Below are 19,560 nucleotides of genomic sequence, written 5' to 3'. Positions count from 1 at the left end.
GAGTTCTAGTTGGAAACTGCTGCGGCTTGCTCTGTCGGGACAGGCAGACCTGAGAGATAGTGTTCGACGTCCAGTGCTGCCACACAGCCCGAGCCGGCGGCAGTGACGGCCTGACGGTAGGTCGGGTCGATGACGTCACCGGCGGCGAAGACGCCTGGCAGGCGCGTCTTTGACGTCCGGCCCTCCACGGCAATGGTGCCTTCCGCCGTGACGGGCAACTGGTCCTTGACCAGTTCGGTCCGCGGATCGTTGCCGATGGCAACGAATACGCCGGTCACCTCGAGCTCGGACTCACTGCCGTCCAGGAGATTGCGGAGTTTCAGGCCGGTGACCTTTTCGGCGCCCAGCACATCATCGACTGCGGAGTTCCACACGAATTCGATCTTCGGGTGGGCCAAGGCGCGGTCCGCCATGATCCGTGAAGCCCGCAACTCATCGCGCCGGTGGATCACGGTGACCTTCGAAGCGAACTTCGTAAGGAAGAGCGCCTCCTCCATGGCGGAGTCGCCTCCGCCCACGACGGCGATCTCCTGTTCACGGAAGAAGAAGCCGTCGCAGGTGGCACACCATGACACACCGTGTCCGGAAAGCCGCTTCTCGTTCGGCAAGCCCAATTCACGATAGGCCGAACCGGTGGAGATGATGACGGCGCGGGCGCGGTAGACCTCGCCACTGGCCAGGATGACGGTTTTGATGTCACCCTCCAAGTCGACGGTGGAGACGTCTTCGTACTGGATCTCCGCGCCGAAGCGCTCGGCTTGGGCCTGCATGTTGTCCATGAGGTCCGGTCCGAGGATTGCCTCACGGAATCCGGGGAAGTTCTCGACGTCAGTGGTGTTCATCAGCTCGCCACCGGCGGTGACGGATCCGGCCACCACGAGCGGGGCCAGATTGGCCCGTGCCGTGTAGACGGCTGCCGTGTACCCGGCGGGTCCTGAACCGATGATGATGACGTCGCGAACGGCATCGGGTGTATCTGTTGCCACGCGGTGTGTCCCTCCCTCTCAGCCCGTGGGGTCTCGCAGGTGCGATGCACGGGGTTTTGATGATCTCTTGCCCTGCACAACGAAGCGGTGCAGGGCTCTATTCCCTCGGTGGTGCTAGGACACCTTGATCTCCGCGACCTGCAGCCCGTAGGGGCGGGAGCTATTGGATGTCGTGGCCAAACGGGGAAGCTCGTTGATGTTCAAGAACACGTATTTGCCGGTCACCTTCTGGTCATCGTCCCCGGCGACGGGAACGGTGACCGTGGGGCCGGTGAAGGATCCCGAGGTGACTTCAGTGGCCGAGCCCAGGTCGTCGGAATCACCGACGCTGATCTGGAAGGCCCCGCCGGTGCCATTGAGCCCCGACAATTCGACCTCGGAGATCGTGGCCTCCTCCTTCAGCTCGACCACCAGGATCATGTTGGAGGCGAAGCCGCCAAACTGCGGGGTGGTGAAGGAATAGGAACGGTACAAACTGCCCTGGTTGCCATCGATGGCGTTGGACAATGTGGAGTCCGTTTCGGAGTTCAACTCCTGGTTGCCGGGGACGACCCGGGAAATCCCGGTGACCTCGGGGGTGGCCGCCGCCTCGGGGGTCGCTTCCTGGGACTCGGCCTTCTTGGAGGAAGCCTCCTGCGAGGAGGCTGCCTGGCTGGTTTCCGCGGCCGTCTTGGGAGCGTCGTTGGAGCCCAACGTGTTGAAGGCGATCACGACCGCGACGACCAGCACCACCACCAGCAAGGCACCGACAAGCAGGCGGCTGAGGCCACCTCCTGCGGCCTTCTCCTCCGGGTCCCCCTCGTCGGCCTCTTCATCGGGGGCGGAGAAGTGACGGGCTCCGGCGGGGAAGACCGCTGCGGGACGTTCGTAGTGTTCCGCTTCGACCGGTTGGCTCTCGTGATCTGCCGTTCCGGCGGCCGCGGCACCCGCTGCCGCCAGGCTGGCGTCGCCGGCATCGTCACCCTGGGGAGCGGGAGTCGAAACATCATCTGCGGGGGTGCCCCAGAGGGAGACCTTCTCCGTTTCACCGGTGGCGTCGTCGTCGGCGGGATCGGGTGAGTCCGTCGGGGACGCGGGGGACGTGGGTGGTATCTGCGGCCGCGGCGGGACATTGGCTGCCGCCGTCGGTGGGGCGGAATCCGTGGGCTCGTGGTCCTCCGCGTCGGTGGCGGCTGCTTCGTCGGCGGCCGCAGCGAACCCTTCGGCCTCTTCGTCCGCCTCGGGGGATGCCGAATCCTTCCGACCACGCCCCCAACGGCTGGTGAACCCGGTCAGCTTCTTGGCGACCCGGCCTCCGACATTGCGCTCTTCATTGGCCTGGAGTTCTTCCCAGTATTCTTCTTCGTCGTCGTAGACTTCCGGTTCCGCGCTGCGCGTGACCCCGAAGATCTCCGAACCCAGCGTGTCGGTGTAGAAGGGTTCGATGAAGGGGGCATCGCGTTGGATGACCAGGTCGAGCAGATCGGCCGGGCTGGCGGTGTTCGTGATGAGGTAGGTGCTGCCGTCGGAGATGCCCAGGTCCAGGACCTGCATGGTCCCGTAACGCTCGCCCGTCGCGATCTCCCGGGCGCTGGTCGCCACCTGGCTCGCGTTCTCCGGTGAAGCCACGAGGATGCTCACCGAACGGTTCAGCACCTGATCCATCCCGCCCAGGACCGCGTCGCCGTCGGCGGAGGTCAAAACCAGTTCGGTGACCTTGTACCGGCCCCCAAGAACGGCTCCGACATCGATGGGCTGCGACACTATTTACTCCCGGGTTTGGTGGTGTGTAGCTGGGCACGCTGCTGCTGTGCTTCGACCATGTTACCGGTGTCCGCGCCCGGCGGGCGGGACATTGTGTCCTAGCGGCGCAACCTTCTGCCCAGGTCCGGGATGCGTTTGGCTGCCCCGCCGATGAAATCGTCCAGTTCCGGCACGTTGGCGGCCTTCAACAACAGCAGGTACACCACGGCCATCACGCTGCCGACGACGGCGATGCTGATCAGGGCGGAGAAGATTGAATCCCAGGCGAATCCGCTGGTGTATCCGCCCATGAACCAGAGCACCAGGGCCCCGACGGCCCCCGAAATGGCGGAGTACCAGCCGATCCGGATATACGTGTTCACGACCTCCCTGGTGCCGTAGTCGCCGTAGCGGCGCACGACCAGGACATGGGCGATCACGGCGGAAATGATGTTCGTGACCCCGTAGAGCAGTGCGATCCCCAAGGCGATCTTGGCCGCCGGCAGGGCCGCGGCCAGGGCGTAGGCGATGAGCACGCCGACGACGGCCATCGAGGATTGGATGATCATCGGCGTCTTGGTGTCCTCCTCGGCGAAGAAGACCCGGATGAGGAAGAAGTGGATGCTCTTGAAGGGCAGACCCAGCGCCGTCAGGAGCAGCAGCTGCCCGATCGCGGCGCCGGCCACCACCGAATACTTCCCGCCGCCGGCGAAGAGCAGGCCCAGGGGTCCGGCCAGCACGATGAAGGCGACCGTGGCGAACACGACGGGCACCGCCGTCGTGCGGAGTCCCTGGGAAAGGGCGGGAGCGACCTTCTCCCGCTTATTGTCGGCGAAGGCCCGTGAGAGTTCATTGAACAGGACGGTGGCCAGCGACAAGGCGAAGATGGAGTGCGGTAGGACGGTGACCAGCTGCATCGCGTTCAGCGCTTGTTCGCCCGGAACGCCCGCCCGTTCCCCCGGGGGCAGGGAGCTGCGCGCGTTCGCCGCGCTGGAAACCAGCCGGGCGTAGATCAACGATGCGACGTTGCCCATGGTCATCGAACCCAGCGTCCAGATCGCCAGCTTCCCGACATGGCGCAACCCCATGCCCCGCCAGTTGAACTTGGGACGGATCCGCAGACCTGAACGGGCCAGCGGAATGAACAGCACGAGCGCCTGGACCACGATGCCCAGGGTCGAACCGCCGGCGATCCAGAGGGTCTGCATCGATGTCCAGTTCGCCAACTGGTCCGGATCGCCGTCGTACTTGCCGAAGGACATCATGAACCCGATGATGACCAGGATCTGCACGACGTTGTTGGCGACCGGCGCCCACATGTAGGCGCCGAAGCGTCCGTGGGCGTTCAGGGCCTGTCCGACGACGGCGTAGACGCCGTAGAAGAAGATCTGCGGTAGGCACCAATAGGCGAACGCGGTGCCCAGGGTGAGCATCGGCTCCGACCAGTCCTTGGTCAGGATGGTGATGATGGGGCCGGCCCCGAGGGTCAACAGCACGGTGAAGGCACCCATGACGACCATGGTCAGCGTGATGAGCCGGCTCGTGTAGTCCGAGCCCTTGTCCGCGGCCCGCGAGGCCTTGATCAGCTGCGGGACCAGCACGACGTTGAAGATGCCTCCTGCCAGCAGCATGAAGATGATGTTGGGGATGACGTTGGCTTTTTCGAAGATGTCCGCCACCATGGCATTCGATCCGATGGCGAAGGCCAACAGGGCCGTCCGGGCGAAGCCCAGACCCCGGGACACAATGGTCCCCGAGGCCATGAGGTGATAAGCCTTGGCGTTCGAACCAGCTTTCTGGTCCGTGGTGGTCTCAGTTGCCATGTTGAGCGAGGACGTCCCGGGCCAATTCCGCGATGCGGCGCTCGTTGGGGAAGGAGAGCTTCCTGCCGAGTTCGGCGATCGGGATCCACGCGACATCCACTGCCTCGTGATCGGGATCGTTGTCGACGGTCAGCTCTCCACCGGTGGCTTCGAGCAGGAAATGGTGGACCGTCTTGTGCACGCGGTAGTTCGTCACGGTGAACCAGTAGTCGATGCTGCCCAGCGGGGCGAGGATCCGTCCGGCGATGCCGGTTTCCTCGTCCACTTCCCGCACGGCGGCCGCTTCATTGGTCTCCTCGCCCTCGGGGTGGCCCTTGGGCAGGCACCATTCAAGCCGGCCACCCCGGTTGTAGCGGGCGATGATTGCCACCGGGAGTCCGGGCAGCGCCGTATCGACGATGACTCCGCCGGAGGAGATTTCCTCGACGGTGGGAAGGGAATGCTGGCCCGGCTGCGCAGACGCCATGGAGGCGTTCAGCGGTGTGCGCTTCGGAGCGCGAGGTACTGGATGGGCCATGGAAACCACTCTATCCATCTTTGCTGTGCACATGTGCCCGCCCCGCGTACGCCGCGCGTCAGGCGCCGGCGGAAAAATCTGACAAGCTTAACGGACTATGCAGCAGCTACCCGCACCATCCGCCCTCAGGACGCTCCTTCCCCCCGTCGTCTTCGAACTGGCCGACCGTTTCACCGCGGCCGGCCACGCCCTGTCCCTGGTTGGGGGCCCGGTCAGGGACCTGTTCCTGGGCCGCGTCTCACCGGACCTGGATTTCACGACCGACGCAGATCCGGACCAGACCCTGGCCGTGGTCGCCGGATGGGCGGACGCCACCTGGGAGGTCGGCCGGGCCTTTGGCACCATCGCCCTGCGCCGTGCCGAACACACGATCGAGGTCACGACCTACCGGGCGGACGCCTATGACCCGGCTTCCCGCAAGCCGGTGGTGGCCTTCGGAACCTCGCTCCAGGAGGACCTGTACCGTCGGGACTTCACCATGAACTCGATGGCGCTGCGCCTGCCCGAGCTGGAACTGGTGGACCCCTACGGGGGTTTCAAGGACCTGGAACAGGGGCTGATCCGCACCCCCGGAACCCCGGCGTCGTCCTTTTCCGATGACCCCCTGAGGATGATGCGGGCCGCGAGGTTCGCCGCCCAGCTGGGGGTCACGGTGGACCCCGAGGTCGAAGCCGCGATGACCGATATGGCGGCACGGATCGACATCATCTCCGCCGAACGGGTCCGCGACGAGCTCATCAAGCTGATGACCGGCCGCCACCCGCGGGAGGGCGTCGACCTGCTGGTGCGCACCGGATTGGCCGACCACGTGCTGCCCGAGGTCTCCGCTCTGCGCCTGGAGGTCGACGAACACCACCGGCATAAGGATGTCTACCAACACTCCCTCCAGGTCCTGGACCAAGCAGCCTCGCTGGAGACCGGAGCGGAGGGCGAGGTGCCCGGACCCGACTTCGTACTGCGCTTCGCCGCGCTGCTGCACGATATCGGCAAACCGGCGACCCGACGCTTCGAACCCAACGGGGCGGTCAGCTTCCGCCACCACGATGCCGTCGGCGCCAAACTGGCCAAGAAGCGGATGCGCGCGCTGCGCTTCGACAACGACACCATCAAGTCGGTGGCCCGCCTGGTGGAACTGCATATGCGGTTCTATGGGTATGGGGACGCCGGCTGGACGGACTCTGCGGTGCGCCGCTACGTCACCGATGCCGGATCGGTGCTGCCACGCCTGTTGCGGCTGACCCGCTCGGACGTGACCACCCGCAACCGACGCAAGGCCGAATACCTGGCCTTCGCCTGCGACGACCTGGAACGCCGGATCGAGGAATTGGCCGAGCAGGAACAGATGGACGCCATTCGTCCCGACCTCGACGGTGGACGGATCATGGAACTGCTGGGGATCGGGCCCGGCCCTGAGGTCGGGCGGGCCTATAAGTTTCTGTTGGACCTGAGGTTGGACCATGGCCCGATGGGGCCCGAGGCCGCGTCGAAGGCGCTGGTCGAGTGGTGGTCCGGGCAGGGACCCGAGCAGGAAACGGACGAGAAGAGGATGAACGATGAGTGAATTGCCGCGCCTATGGCTGGTCCGCCACGGGGAAACCGAATGGTCGCGCAGCGGCCAGTACACCGGGCTGACGGATCTTCCGCTGACGCCCCATGGCGAGGAGCAAGCCCGGGTCGCCGGCGCGAAACTGACCAGCATCCAGCAGGCCGGTACCTCCTTCGACCTGGTGATGACCAGCCCGTCCCAACGCGCCTGGCATACCGCCGAACTCGCAGGATTCCCCGGTGCCGAAGTCGTGGACTACGCCCATGAGTGGGACTACGGGGACTACGAAGGCGTCCGCTCGGCCGAGGTGCGCGAAAGGAACCCCAGCTACCTGATCTGGGATGACGGGGTCCCGGCCGGGGAAACCATCGAGCAGGTCGGGGTCCGCGCCGAGAGGATCGTGCAACGGGTGCGCAGCGAGCTGGCGGATGGCGGGAACGCCGTGCTCTTTTCCCACGGCCACTTCTCCCGCATCCTCGCGGCGACCTGGTTGGGGCTCGGAGCAGGACAGGGACGCCACTTCCTGCTGGGCACCGCGGAAGTCTGCCGGTTGGGCTGGGATAAGAAGACCCCCGCCGTCGAGGCCTGGGGACTGTAACCGCCCGCCGACGAACCCGGCGTGTCGTCGCCGACGCGCCGGGTTCCAGCACGAATCACAGAAAATTTCCGGCCCGGGCTGGCGCTCGAGGCCGATCCCGGGTTAGTTTGTTAACGGTGATTGAGAGATCTCAATGAGATGTTTCGACCCGTGGACCTATTGACCGCCGATGCGCTCGGCCCGTTCACCGAAGGAGGTGGGAATCGTGATGATCATCCAGAACACGCAGGCAGTGGCTACCACTGCGCACGCTGCCGGACCCCGTCATCGTGCCCTGATCCCCGCCCCCGGAACGGCGAACCGCTAGACACCAGCGCAGCTGTTCCAGGCCTCCCCACCCCGAGGTTTCGAACGAAGGAACAGCGATGTCCGCGCAATCCAGCACCACCGGCCCTTCCGGCCCCCGCTCCGCCGAACTCTTCGTCACCGGCCCCGACGTCCTCCGCGCCCGGCCCCTGATGAACGACTCGGCTGCCCGCCAGCCCACCCGCCCCGATGTGTACCGGGGAGGTGAATGACGTGCAGAACAGACGTAGGAAGCCCCTGGGCCCGCAATGGTTGAACACCTTGTATAACCCCGAGCCCAGGACCCGCCTCGAATCCCAGCTCCCCCCGGAAATGCTTTTCCGCTTTCGCTAAGTCGGTACGCCGCCGGTTCATCCGGCCAGATCAGCGACCGACCCCCAGGAGGAAGAGCATGAACGGGTTATCCGCCCCCACCGCAAAGCCCGCCGGCTTCACCGGCGGGCTTTGCCGCTTAAAACGTGGCCCGCGATCCCGGGACGGCGCCATGGATCGCTGGTAGCTTGGGGGTCACCGGCGTGACAAGGTGGTCCGCCGGACGACATGACGGCCGATGGCCGGGAAGGTCCGTGAGCAGATGAGCAGTACCGCCGAGCAACCCGATAGTGCCCCGGAGGCCATGAACGACCTGGCCATTTCCCAGCGGGCGACGTTGAAGCCGATCGAAGAGATCGCCGCAGCGGCCGGCATTCCGGCGGAGGCGCTGGAGAACTACGGGAGGTACAAGGCCAAGATCAATCGGGCCGGGTTGCCCGAGGCCAGCTCGGGTCCGGGACGGGTGGTCCTGGTCAGCGGGATGTCCCCCACCCCGGCCGGGGAAGGCAAGTCCACGGTCACCGTCGGTCTCGGTGACGCCCTGGCCGCCACCGGAACCCGCACGATGATCGCCTTGCGGGAACCGTCGCTCGGGCCGATCTTCGGGATGAAGGGCGGGGCGGCCGGCGGTGGATATTCGCAGGTGCTGCCGATGGAGGACATCAACATGCACTTCACCGGTGACTTCCACGCCATCACCAGTGCCAACAACCTGCTGATGGCCTTGGTCGACAACCACATCCAGCAGGGCAACGAGCTGGGCATCGACCCGCGGCGCATGACCTTCAAACGCGTGATGGACGTCAACGACCGGGCCCTGCGCAGCATCGTCATCGGTCTCGGTGGACCCACCGAGGGAATGCCCCGGCAGGACGGTTTCGACATCACCGTCGCCTCCGAGGTCATGGCGGTCTTCTGCCTGGCCACCGACCTCGACGACCTGCGCGAGCGGCTGGGACGGATGACGGTCGGGTACACCTTCGACCGCCGGCCGGTCAGCGTGTCCGAACTCGACGTCCAGGGGGCGCTGACGTTGCTACTCAAGGACGCCATCGAACCCAACCTCGTCCAGACCATCGCCGGGACCCCCGCACTGGTCCACGGCGGCCCCTTCGCGAACATCGCCCACGGCTGCAATTCGGCCATCGCCACCAACACCGCCCGCCGGCTGGCCGACGTGGTGGTCACCGAGGCGGGTTTCGGCGCCGATCTGGGGGCCGAGAAGTTCATGGACATCAAGGCGCGCTATGCGGATTGCCCGCCGTCCGCCGTGGTGCTGGTGGCCACCATCCGGGCGTTGAAGATGCATGGGGGAGTCCCCAAGGATGGGCTGGGACCGGAAAACGTGGAGGCCGTGCGCGGGGGGCTGCCGAACCTGGCCCGGCATGTGCGCAACATCGGACGGTTCGGGCTGGCCCCGGTCGTGGCGATCAACCAGTTCGCCACGGATACGCAGGCCGAACTCGACGCCGTGCTCCACTGGTGCGCCGCCGAAGGGGTCGAGGCGGCAGTGGCCGACGTCTGGGGCCGTGGTGGCGAGGGGGCCGGGGAACTGGCCGCCAAGGTGCTGGCCGCCGTGGAAGGGCCCTCGGACTTCCACCACCTCTATGACCTGGAGCTGCCGGTGGAGGAGAAGATCCGCACCATCGTGCGCGATATCTACGGTGGTGCCGACGTCGAATTCTCGGCCAGCGCGCGCCGGCAACTGGCCGGGATCGTGGAGAACGGGTGGGATTCGCTGCCGGTGTGCATGGCCAAGACCCAGTATTCGTTCTCCGACGACGCGAAACTGCTGGGCGCCCCCGAGGGGTTCACCCTCCAGGTGCGTGAGTTGATCCCCAAAACCGGGGCCGGGTTCATCGTGGCGCTGACCGGGGCCGTCATGACCATGCCGGGTCTGCCCAAGGTCCCGGCGGCGATGCGCATGGATGTGGACGGGAACGGGAATGCCGTAGGACTCTTCTGAGCAGACGACGACGGCGGCCGGCCCCTGTTCAAGGGGCCGGCCGCCGTCGCATTCTGGGCCGTGGTTCCTAGCGCTCGATGTCGCCGCGGATGAACGCCTCGACGCTCTCGTGGGCCGCCTCGTCGTTGAACTGCTCCGGCGGGGACTTCATGAAGTAGGAGGACGCCGAGAGCAGCGGGCCGCCGATGCCGCGATCCAGTGCGATCTTGGCGGCACGGATGGCGTCGATGATCACTCCGGCGGAGTTCGGCGAATCCCAGACCTCGAGCTTGTACTCCAGCGAGACGGGGGCGTCACCGAAGTTGCGGCCTTCCAGGCGCACATACGCCCACTTGCGGTCATCGAGCCAGGCCACATAGTCCGAGGGGCCGATGTGCACGTCGTCGGCGCCGAGCTGTGCCGAGGTGTTGGAGGTGACGGCCTGGGTCTTGGAGACCTTCTTGGATTCGAGGCGTTCACGCTCGAGCATGTTCTTGAAGTCCATGTTGCCGCCGACGTTGAGCTGGTACGTCCGGTCCAGTGTCACACCGCGGTCCTCGAAGAGCTTGGCCATCACGCGGTGGGTGATGGTGGCCCCGATCTGGGACTTGATGTCGTCTCCGACGATCGGCACCCCGGCCGCGGTGAACTTATCGGCCCATTCCTTGGTCCCGGCGATGAAGACGGGCAGGGCGTTGACGAAGCCGACGCCGGCATCGATGGCGCACTGGGCGTAGAACTTCGCTGCCTGCTCGGAACCGACCGGAAGATAGCAGACCAGCACATCGGCGCCGGATTCCTTCAGCGCGGCGACGACGTCGACCGGGGCGGCGTCGGACTCCTCGATGGTCTCGCGGTAGTACTTGCCCAGGCCGTCCAGGGTGTGCCCGCGCTGGACGGTGACGCCGGTGGTGGGCACGTCGGCGATCTTGATGGTGTTGTTCTCGCTGGCGGTGGTGGCCTCGGCGAGATCCAGTCCGACCTTCTTCGCGTCGACGTCGAAGGCGGCGACGATCGAGACGTCCTGGACATGGTATTTGCCGAACTGGACGTGCATCAGACCGGGAATCTTCGTCTCCGGGTCCGCATCCTTATAGTATTCAACGCCCTGGATGAGCGAGGTGGCGCAGTTCCCCACACCAATGATTGCGACCCGAATGGGGTTTCCCGACACAGTGACTCCTACAGCAGAACGGTTCTTGGGCGGCCGAAGGCCACAACGATTCTAAGTGACGCGGCGGCCCGGTTATTCCCGGGTGGTTTGCCCCGGGTCCTTCAGCGGCCGTTCGGGGGGTCGGCGCGGGCCGGGAACCGCCGGTGGGGCAGGCCACGGACCAGGCGCAGGAGGGGCCGTGGAAGCCTGGTGCGCAACCGGTGGTGCAGGGCCATCCGACCGGTGCGGGCCAGGGCCTCCGGGGAGGTCGTCAAGGCGCCTGCCCGGGCGCGCCGGGCCAGTTGTTCCAAGGCCCCGGAGGCCACCGCGTCGGGCGGGTGGAAGTAGTGCTCGGCCAGCCAGGTGGGCTCCGGCCGCAGCACCTTCAACTCCTCCACGTCCTGCAACGACCCGGTCAGCCCGCTGCCCTCGAACACCAGATTGTAGAGGTCACGGTCCAGGCCGAAGTCGGTCAGGACGACGGCGGGAAGCCCCCGGTCGATGGCCTCCAACACCGCGGTGGAAGAAACCGTCACGAGCAGGGTCCCCGGTCGCAACACGGAGGCCATCGTCCCGGTCGCGAAACGCACTTCATCTCCTGCCACGGCCCCGCCGGCGCTCAGCTCGGCCCAGAGCCTGTCATAGGGGTGGCGTTCATGATGGGTTTGCGGTTCGCCGTCCCTGGCCCGCAGTTTCACGATGACCTCCACCCCGGGGTTCGCCCGCTGGGTGCGGGCCAGCGCCCGCAGGACCTGTTCCCGTTCGTGCCGGTGGATCGGGAACTTGGCCTGGGCGGCGAAGACCACCGAATGCACCGGCGTCGTATCCTTGGCCGGTTCCCCGGTGGACACCAGGAAGGGCAGCCGGGTGGCCAGAACCGACTGGTCACTCCCCAGCCGGGCCAAGAGGCCGCCGAAATCCCTGGCCTCGGCCCGGCCATGCGTGAGGAAGAGATCACCCAGGGAACGAAAACCCATGGCCTTCGCCGTGGCCGGGTAGGCGACTCCTGGCAGCGCGGAGACCAGGGCCGTGCTTCTTCCGGTTCCCCGCTGGCGGGACGCCGCGCGACGGAAGACTTCCTGGACCACGGGGCCCGTGGCGGCACCCAGCACCACGTCGGCGGAGTCGAGCAGGGGGCCGAGGCGGTGGAGGGGGACGACGGCCGTGGGATCGGCGTCCTGCAGGAAGGTCCCGGTCACCGCGCCGACCCGTTGTTCGGCGGTGGGCAGGAGGGGGGTACGGGCCAAAACCACGGTGCGGTCCCAGCCGGGGCCGAGCCCGTCAAGGGTCGCGCAGGCGAATTTGAAGTACGAGTCGCTGTCGGCGACGGCGAGAATGCGCGGTGGGGCGTCCGGGGGGATCTTCACGCGGTGGGGTCCTCCAATGACGTTCCCAGGTGGGTGCGCAGTGCCGGGGAGGCTGCCTCGGTCCACCAGCGCTCGGGGACCGGATGACCGGTGATCCTCACCCGGTGGGGGCGCAGCAGCAAACGCAACGAGGGCAGCACGGTGGAGGGTAGGGCACTGACCTTTTGGCCTCGGCGAAGACCCCGCAGGCGCATCTCCACGGGAAGGGTGTTCGGGTGCACGGTGATCAGCGGGTGGCGAGCCAGTTCGGCCAAGAACCCCGGTTCCTCGCGGCGATGCGGGAAATAGCCGACCGGTCCGTCGTCGGTCTGTTTCAGAACCCAGGATAAATAGGGTGCTTCACCAATCAGACCGTCGGCGGCCAGCGCCGAGCCGATGACGATCGTCGGTTCAGGGAACTGCTCGGTCACCGGCTGGGTCCCCAACCATTCGAACCGGTGGTGCTCCAGATGTCCGCCGAGATCCCTGAACGCCCGTTCGACCTCCCGACCGATGGGCAGTGCGGTGCAGGCCAGCAGGCGTCCCTGACGGGCCAGGGAACGCAACCGGTACCAGCTGGCCACACCCAGGGCGTTGCGTGAGGTGCTGCGGGGGGCGCGGGACCGCACGAGAGGGGTCGGACGGTCCCCGGTGAGCAGTTGCAAGAGTTTTACCGTCGCCAACCCGTCATCAATGATCACGAACTCGTCGGCGCGCACCGGCCCGATGAGGCGACGTTGCATTCTGCCGGAGAACGCGTCGCCGGTGACCCAGCGGTCCGCGGGGCGGTCGGGGGTCGAGGGTTCCTGGGCGTTGGCCTCGTCGAAGGTCACACCGGCGGGGGCCTGGGCCATCAGTGTGCGCACCGTGGTGTCCATTGCCGCGGTTCCTCCCCGCGAGTGGATCGTTGAGTGGCGGCCCAGAAGCCCCGCCCCGTGGGCTTCGATGGCGCTGAGCAGCTGCAGCGGGGATTCCACCCAGACGTCGGCCCGTCCGAAGCGGGGCCGTTGGACCTGAGGCACCAGCTCCACCCTGCGGGTCCGGCCCGCCCTTCCGGAATTGCCCGGTAGGTCAACTGCGGGGGACACGTCTGGCCACCTTCACCAGCCGGCGTGGCATCCGACGCATGCCACGGTTCAACCGGCGACGCACAGAGGCCGGCAGACGCCGTCCCCACCGGGAGGCCAGCCCCGTGGCAGGCCTGCCCGGGGGGAGGGCCCCGGGAAGGTCCAGGCGGGTGAGCCGACGACGCTTGAAATACTTGGCAAAGCGCGGGTAGTGGCCGGCCAGGAATCCTCGGGCGCCCGCTTCCTCTGCGGCCAGGCGTTGCGGCTGCATGCAGTAGCCGACGGCGGTGACCAGCTGTGTCAGAGCCCCCTCGGAGCCAAGGGGGTCCTCGCCAGGTAGTGGCAGGCCCCGACGGAAGAGGGCGTCGATGAGGGTGACGGGGATCCGGTTGGAGTTTTCGTAGGGACTCAGCCGTTCGAGCATCATTTCGGTGCCCACCGCCGCGCATTCGGTGCCGAAGAGGGCACGGATGCTCAGCAGTGCCGTGGAGAAGCAGCTGATGACGACGTCGGGGCGCAGCAGGGCGACCGCTGTTTCGGCCAGCATCGGCTCCCCGAGTTGGGTGAACTGCAGTCCCAGGGCGTCGGCGTCGCGCTCGAGTTGGCGTCCGGAGGCCGGGCCGGCTGAGGGGTGGGGTTTGAAGATCACCGTGGTGGCCCCACGGCGTTCGGCTTCGCGCAGCATTTCGCGATGCAGAATCCGTTCCTCCTCGTCGTCCATGAGCCCCAGGTGGGCGAGGTACTGGCCGAGGACCACCGCTGTTTTGGGTGCTCCGATCTCCGGCGCCGGCCGGGCCTGGGCGGGCAGTGGCAGCACCAGCTCGGCGGAGCCGGCGAGATCGTTGATGATCTCAGCCAACGGCTGCGGCGGTACCGGGCTGAGCTGCGGGGAGAATTCGCGCAAGAGCAGCGGCTTCAGACCGGGAACCAGATCGAGGTAGACCAACCCGTCGAGACGTTGATGGATGGACGCTGGAAGCAGGTTGCGGGTGGGACCGTAGGACATCAGCCCGTCCGAATGGACCAGGAACGGTGAGTCGTGGAAAATCCGCAGGATCGCCCGGCTCGGATTGGTTTGGATCGAATCGACAACCAGCTGCAGCTCCTCGTCACCGAGCCCGAAGCACTGCCGGAGGAGGCGCTGCCACAGATACAGCTCCTCCTCGCGCGGATTGAATTGGGCGGGCCGGCGTGGCAACAGTAGTTCACCGAAATCCAGCACCCGGTCAAACCGCGCGGCGAGGTCCCCGAATCCGGGGGTGTCGGCGATGCTGCCGGTCAGTTCGGGCTGCTGGGAACCGTCAACGAGCAGCAGCACGCGTTCCCCCTCGGGTTTCGGCAGCGCTCCAGCATCGACCATGGCCGCCAGGGAGGCCACCTGGAACAGTGTTGAAGCGGTGAGCAGTTGGATCATCTGGTTCCTCCGGGGACCAGGTCTCGGTCCCGTCCCGTGGGGTTTTCGGGGTGTGTGGTGGTGGGGTACAAGGGCAGCAGGAGGCGCCGTCGTCGGGCATCGAGTCCTGCGAAGGCCGCCGCGAGGAAGGCCTCGGGTGCTGCCGCCAACGTGGTGGTGATCGCCGCCTGAAGCTCCGCTGTCACCGTCGCGGTCATCCCCGCGCTGCGGGAGAGGTGGTGGCAGGAAACCGCCATGAATTGGCGGATCACTTTCGGCCAGTAGGTCGAGGCTTCGCGGTCGGCGGCCACGATCGCGAAGGCGAGGGCGAAGGCCCGCGCGAAATCGAGTTGCCGACGATCCTGGATCTGCGTCAGGGAGGTGGTCACGCCGCGCCGATAGAGCACTCCGGGGGCCTCCACGACGGCAAAGGACTCGGCCTGCAAATGCAATCTCCAGATCCAGGGGCGGTCCTCGGCGGTGAACAACCCATCGGGGAACTGCAGGAGGCCGGCGTCGGCCAACCGACGATGGAATATTCCTGCCCATGCATACGGGTAATCGATCAGGGTGGTTTCGGTCTGCGGGAGGATCGAGGCCCGCGGGTCCAGGACCGTATTCCTCCGGGCCTGTGGGGCCCGGTGGATCGATCGACGCCCTGCGGTGACCCTGACATGGTCCACCCGCAAAAAGTCCACATCCAGCCGGTCCCTCGCTTCCCAACAGGCCTGTAGATGCCCGGGAGCCAACCAGTCGTCGCCGTCCAAGAAGGCCAGTGTGGTGCCGGTGGCGGCTTCGAGGCCCTGGTTCCGGGCGGTGGCCAGGCCCCTGGCCTCCTGGTTGCGGAGGATCCTCAGGCCAGGGAGCCGGCCGGCGAAGGCCTCGACCAGCTCCCCGGTGCCGTCCCGGGAGCCGTCGTCGACGAAGATGACTTCCAGTGCGCGCGGATCCTCGAACTGGTGCGTCAGGCTCGTCATCGTGTCGCGGATGAAGGGTGACTGATCCTTCGCCGGAACGACGATGCTGAGCAAGGGGGTGTTCATCTCGACGGGCCGGGACTATGCGTCGACGCGGCGCAGGCGGGACAGCGGGGCGAGCTCGCCGGGGAAGACCTTCTTCACGCCGTCGCCCATGGCTTCCTGCAGGATGCGGATGTCACGGATGAGCGATTCGAAGCCCTTCGGTTCCAAGGAGGACGCCTGGTCGGAACCCCACATGGTGCGGTCCAGGGTGATATGCCGTTCCACGGTCACGGCGCCGAGGGCGACAGCGGCCAAGGAGATCTGGAGGCCGCGCTCGTGTCCCGAATAGCCCACCGGGACGCCGTAGCGTTCCTGCAGCGTCGGGATCATGCGCAGGTTCGCTTCCTCCGGGGGCAGGGGGTACGTGGAGGTGGCGTGCATCAGGACCAGGTTCTCGGTGCCCAGCGTCTCCACTGCCGTGTCGATCTGTTCGATCGTGGACATACCCGTGGACAGGATGATCGGCTTGCCGGTCTCGCGCAGGGCACGCAGCAACTCCAGGTCGGTCACCGAGGCGGAGGCCACCTTATGGGTTGCTGCGCCTTGCACCTCCATGAATTCGACCGAGGGGACATCCCACGGGGAGGCGAAGGCCTCCAGACCCTGGCTGCGGGCGTAGGAGATGATGTCGCGGTACTGTGCGGCATCGAATTCGACCTTGTACCGGTAGTCCAAATAGGTCATCTCGCCCCAGGGGGTCGAACGGATCTTATCGCGCATATCCTGCGGGGTGGAGATCTCGGGGGTCCGCTTCTGGAACTTCACGGCGTTGGCGCCGGCAGCTGCGGAGATGTCGATGAGCTGCTTGGCAACGTCGACATCACCGTTGTGGTTGATCCCGATTTCGCCGATGACGTAGACCGGCTGGCCGGTGCCGATCTTCTCGGTGCCGATGCTCACGGGGGCGTCCTGCTTAATCGCTTCGGTGGTCATGGTGTTTCCCTTTCGTTGGAGGTGTTTCAGGGGGTTGAGACCAACAGCCGTGCGGCCGTTGGACGGTTGGGGGTTTCGAGGATGCGTTCGCAGACCTCACGGACGGCTCCACTGCCGCCGGGCTTCTGGAGCACGATGCGGGCAGCGGCCAGGGCTTCGGGGCGGGCGTCGGCGACCGCGATCGGCCATCCGACGGAGTCCATGGCCGCCACATCGTTCACGTCGTTTCCGACGTAGGCCACTCGGGCCGGATCCAGGCCGTGTTCAGCGATCCAGGCGTCGAGCCGGCTGGCCTTGTCCTGCACACCGTGGGCGACGTTGACGCCGAGCTTGGCGGCCCGGGTGGCGACCACGGTGTTGGTTTCGGTGGAGAGGATCAGCATCGGCACTCCCGCCCGGCGCAGCCGGGCGACGCCCAGCCCATCGGAGCGGGAAACGGTGACGGATTCGGAACCGTCGGAGGCCAGCAGGGCCGCATCGTTGGTGTGGACGCCATCGAAGTCGGTGACCAGCGCGTCAACGTCAATGCCCGGCAGTGGCGGGCCAGGCGGCCGGCCCGCGCGGCGGGCCGCCAGCGCGCACACAAGCTCCAGGTCCTCGGGCGAATCGACTTCGGGGGCGTCGGAGGCCGGGACCACCTGGAACTTCAACCTGCCGAAGAACCGGTGGTTGGCTCGGCGGAATCCCGAGGTGCGCATGGCGTAGAAGGCACCGGTTTCACGGTATTGGGGGGCCCGGTCTTGGCGTCGTGGGCGGTACCCGGCATCGTGGCCCACGGCATGAACGGTCCCCTGATTCGCCGACCAGATGAATGAATGGTCCTCGGTGACGCTGAAGCAGACATCCGCCTCGTTCTGAAGCACGGCCCTGACGGCGGCCTCCACATGGGCCGGGTTGATGAAGGGGGAGGTGCATTGCAAGAGGACGACGACGGCGGGAAGGGACTCGAGGGTGTCCAGGGCGTGGCCGAGAGCCGATTCGCTGCTGGCCCCGTCGGAGGCCAACGCCGCCGGACGGTCGATGACCCGGGCACCCTGGGCGTGGGCCTCATTGCGGATCTGCGAATGGTCGGTGCTGACCACGACATCGGTGACCGACGGGGCGGCCAGGGCGGCGTCGATGCCGCGGGCCAACAGCGACTTGCTGCCCACCGGACGGAGGTTCTTCAACGGGAGGCCCTTCGATCCGCCACGGGCCGGGATGACGACCAGGACGGTTTCACTCTGTGGCTTCTGCATGTCTTCGACGCTAGGGAGCCGAGGTGTCGTCAGACCGACCAGTGGGTTAACGCAAAGTGTGGTGTGCAATACATCCGGGGGCGATCCTCGGTGCGGTCGTGCCGGATAGGCTGATTCCATGAGCGAGAAGCCCAGGCCCCCGGCCCGCCACGGAACGGACCGGGGATCCTCCACGTCCCGGGGGTCCCGCCGTGGGCCGCTGCGGATCACCGTACCCAGCCGCAATGATCCGTTGCTGCGCCGGCTGACCGAGGTCATGGGCGGGCCCTTGGGACGATTCAGCTCCCCGGGGCGGGTGTCTCCGGGATTCTTCACCATCGAACGGGTCCTCGTGGCCCTGACGATCGTCGCCGCCATCGTGGCCATCCTCGCCAAAAACATGTGCCGCACCCTCGGGTGGGGCGGCTCCAACGCCTATATTTGGGCCTGCTATTCGGATTGGTCGGCCCTCTTTACCGCCCGCGGCTTCGACACCAACGCCTTCGCCCCCTTCGCCGACGGCGCCCACTTCGAATACCCGGTGCTCATGTCGGCGGTCGCCTCTTTCGCGGCACTACTGGTGGTACCCGGGGATTATGACCGGACGCTGGCCTTCTTCGACGTGAACCTGCTGATGGTGGTGGTGCTCTGGTTCATCATCGTCATTGCCACGTCCCGAGCCGCGGGGCGACGGCCCTGGGATGCTGCCATGGTCGCCCTGGCCCCCGGAATGATCCTGGCCTCCACCATCAACTGGGATCTGTGGGCGGTCGCGTTCCTGGCCCTCGCATTGCTGGCCTTCGCCCGGGAGAAACCGCTGCTGGCCGGAATTCTCATTGGTTTGGGCGCCTCCATGAAGGTCTACCCGATCCTCTTTTTGGGCGTCGTGCTGGTGTTGGCCCTGCGCACCGGGCGATGGCGCCCCCTGCTGATCGTCAGCGCCGGTACCGCGGGTTCCTGGCTGCTGGTGAACCTGCCGTTCATGATCGCCAACTTCGGGGCCTGGAGCTACTTCCTGGAATTCACGCGTGATCGCGGGGCGGGGTTGTCCTCCCTCTGGCATGCCTGGAACGTCACGGCCACCGTGCTTCCCGGTGCCCCCACCTTCACCTCGGAGGTCATCAACTCGGCAGCCTTCTGGCTCTTTGCCGCCAGTTGCGCAGGCATCGCGGTGCTGGGGCTGCTGGCGTCCCGGCGGCCACGGGTGGCCTCACTGCTCTTCCTCGTGGTCGCTGCCTTCGTGCTCTTCAATAAGGTCTACTCGCCCCAATTCGTGGTCTGGCTCATCCCGCTGGCTGCCTTGGCCTGGCCGCGCTGGCGCGATTTCCTGATCTGGCAGCTCGTTGAGGCCCTGCACTTCTGGGCGATCTGGATGTATCTGTATACGGGCAGTACCAGCGTCAAGGAGCAAAACACCTTCCCCGAGGCGTTCTACGTCCTGGCGGTAGCCGCCCATATGCTGGCCACCGCGTACCTGATGTATCGGGTCGCGCGCAGCATCTGGGATCCGCAGACCGATCCGGTGCGACGGGTCGGCCAGGACGACCCGCAGGCAGGACCCTATGCGGGGGCAGAACGTGATCCGCTGCCGGCCTTCCGGTGGATCGGCAGGCCGCGGCGGAAGCGGGTCCACCAAACGGTTGAACCACCTGCCGCTCAATCGCCCTAGGCTGG

16 protein-coding genes are annotated in these 19,560 nt (G+C 66.5%); 5 read left to right on the top strand and 11 right to left on the bottom strand.

Translation table 11 applies throughout. The annotated features are described in order from the left end of the window. Positions 1–5: 5 nt before the first annotated feature. The 4 genes from trxB to ACT3UE_RS01110 all read right to left on the bottom strand — a co-directional run bounded on the left by trxB (position 6) and on the right by ACT3UE_RS01110 (position 5,048). Complete coding sequence (gene trxB, locus ACT3UE_RS01125) at positions 6–986, bottom strand: thioredoxin-disulfide reductase (protein WP_444554454.1); 981 nt, start codon at positions 984–986, stop codon at positions 6–8. 114 nt (positions 987–1,100) lie between these two features. Continuing rightward, complete coding sequence (locus ACT3UE_RS01120; RefSeq protein ID WP_444554453.1) at positions 1,101–2,729, bottom strand: ABC transporter substrate-binding protein; 1,629 nt, start codon at positions 2,727–2,729, stop codon at positions 1,101–1,103. 98 nt (positions 2,730–2,827) lie between these two features. Beyond that, complete coding sequence (murJ, locus tag ACT3UE_RS01115; protein ID WP_444566103.1) at positions 2,828–4,531, bottom strand: murein biosynthesis integral membrane protein MurJ; 1,704 nt, start codon at positions 4,529–4,531, stop codon at positions 2,828–2,830. Next, a complete protein-coding gene (locus ACT3UE_RS01110; protein ID WP_444554451.1) occupies positions 4,521–5,048 on the bottom strand; it encodes an NUDIX hydrolase in 528 nt (175 codons plus the stop codon). Before ACT3UE_RS01110 ends, murJ begins: the two co-directional genes overlap by 11 nt. Positions 5,049–5,145: 97 nt before the next feature. Here ACT3UE_RS01110 and ACT3UE_RS01105 point away from each other — a divergent pair, with 97 nt between their 5' ends. The 4 genes from ACT3UE_RS01105 to ACT3UE_RS01090 all read left to right on the top strand — a co-directional run bounded on the left by ACT3UE_RS01105 (position 5,146) and on the right by ACT3UE_RS01090 (position 9,776). After that, positions 5,146–6,609: a CCA tRNA nucleotidyltransferase gene (locus ACT3UE_RS01105; RefSeq protein WP_444554450.1), complete on the top strand. Its 1,464-nt coding sequence runs from the start codon at positions 5,146–5,148 to the stop codon at positions 6,607–6,609. Then, positions 6,602–7,192: a histidine phosphatase family protein gene (locus ACT3UE_RS01100; protein ID WP_444554449.1), complete on the top strand. Its 591-nt coding sequence runs from the start codon at positions 6,602–6,604 to the stop codon at positions 7,190–7,192. Before ACT3UE_RS01105 ends, ACT3UE_RS01100 begins: the two co-directional genes overlap by 8 nt. A 365-nt stretch (positions 7,193–7,557) precedes the next feature. Continuing rightward, positions 7,558–7,710, top strand: coding sequence for a hypothetical protein (locus tag ACT3UE_RS01095; protein WP_444554448.1), 153 nt, complete (start codon positions 7,558–7,560; stop codon positions 7,708–7,710). Between the two features lie 404 nt (positions 7,711–8,114). Then, positions 8,115–9,776 carry a formate--tetrahydrofolate ligase gene (locus ACT3UE_RS01090; protein WP_444566116.1) on the top strand — a complete coding sequence of 554 codons (1,662 nt, stop codon included), beginning with the start codon at positions 8,115–8,117 and terminating at the stop codon, positions 9,774–9,776. 67 nt (positions 9,777–9,843) lie between these two features. Here ACT3UE_RS01090 and ACT3UE_RS01085 read toward each other — a convergent pair whose 3' ends face one another. The 7 genes from ACT3UE_RS01085 to ACT3UE_RS01055 all read right to left on the bottom strand — a co-directional run bounded on the left by ACT3UE_RS01085 (position 9,844) and on the right by ACT3UE_RS01055 (position 17,907). Beyond that, positions 9,844–10,929, bottom strand: a complete 1,086-nt coding sequence (locus ACT3UE_RS01085) for an inositol-3-phosphate synthase (protein WP_444566102.1) — start codon at positions 10,927–10,929, stop codon at positions 9,844–9,846. Positions 10,930–11,030: 101 nt separating this feature from the next. Then, entirely contained in the window at positions 11,031–12,275 is a 1,245-nt protein-coding gene (locus tag ACT3UE_RS01080; protein ID WP_444566101.1) for a DUF6716 putative glycosyltransferase, read from the bottom strand. Beyond that, positions 12,272–13,276, bottom strand: coding sequence for a hypothetical protein (locus tag ACT3UE_RS01075; protein ID WP_444566100.1), 1,005 nt, complete (start codon positions 13,274–13,276; stop codon positions 12,272–12,274). Before ACT3UE_RS01075 ends, ACT3UE_RS01080 begins: the two co-directional genes overlap by 4 nt. A 49-nt stretch (positions 13,277–13,325) precedes the next feature. After that, the gene (locus ACT3UE_RS01070; protein ID WP_444566099.1) at positions 13,326–14,735 is read right to left on the bottom strand and encodes a polysialyltransferase family glycosyltransferase; all 1,410 of its coding nucleotides are present in this window, start codon (positions 14,733–14,735) and stop codon (positions 13,326–13,328) included. After that, positions 14,732–15,757, bottom strand: a complete 1,026-nt coding sequence (locus ACT3UE_RS01065; protein WP_443349061.1) for a glycosyltransferase family 2 protein — start codon at positions 15,755–15,757, stop codon at positions 14,732–14,734. Before ACT3UE_RS01065 ends, ACT3UE_RS01070 begins: the two co-directional genes overlap by 4 nt. Positions 15,758–15,772: 15 nt before the next feature. After that, positions 15,773–16,669 (bottom strand): N-acetylneuraminate synthase family protein, encoded by an 897-nt coding sequence (locus ACT3UE_RS01060; protein WP_444566098.1) that lies wholly within the window; start codon positions 16,667–16,669, stop codon positions 15,773–15,775. A gap of 26 nt (positions 16,670–16,695) precedes the next feature. Further along, the gene (locus ACT3UE_RS01055) at positions 16,696–17,907 is read right to left on the bottom strand and encodes a cytidylyltransferase domain-containing protein (protein WP_444566097.1); all 1,212 of its coding nucleotides are present in this window, start codon (positions 17,905–17,907) and stop codon (positions 16,696–16,698) included. Between the two features lie 118 nt (positions 17,908–18,025). On the opposite strand from ACT3UE_RS01055, the gene ACT3UE_RS01050 reads away from it, so the two are divergent. Continuing rightward, complete coding sequence (locus ACT3UE_RS01050) at positions 18,026–19,555, top strand: glycosyltransferase family 87 protein (protein ID WP_096224542.1); 1,530 nt, start codon at positions 18,026–18,028, stop codon at positions 19,553–19,555. Positions 19,556–19,560: the final 5 nt, after the last annotated feature.

Source organism: Arthrobacter sp. 179 (assembly GCF_052379645.1).
GTDB lineage: Bacteria > Actinomycetota > Actinomycetes > Actinomycetales > Micrococcaceae > Arthrobacter_H.
This window is presented reverse-complemented; position numbering and strand designations above follow the sequence as displayed.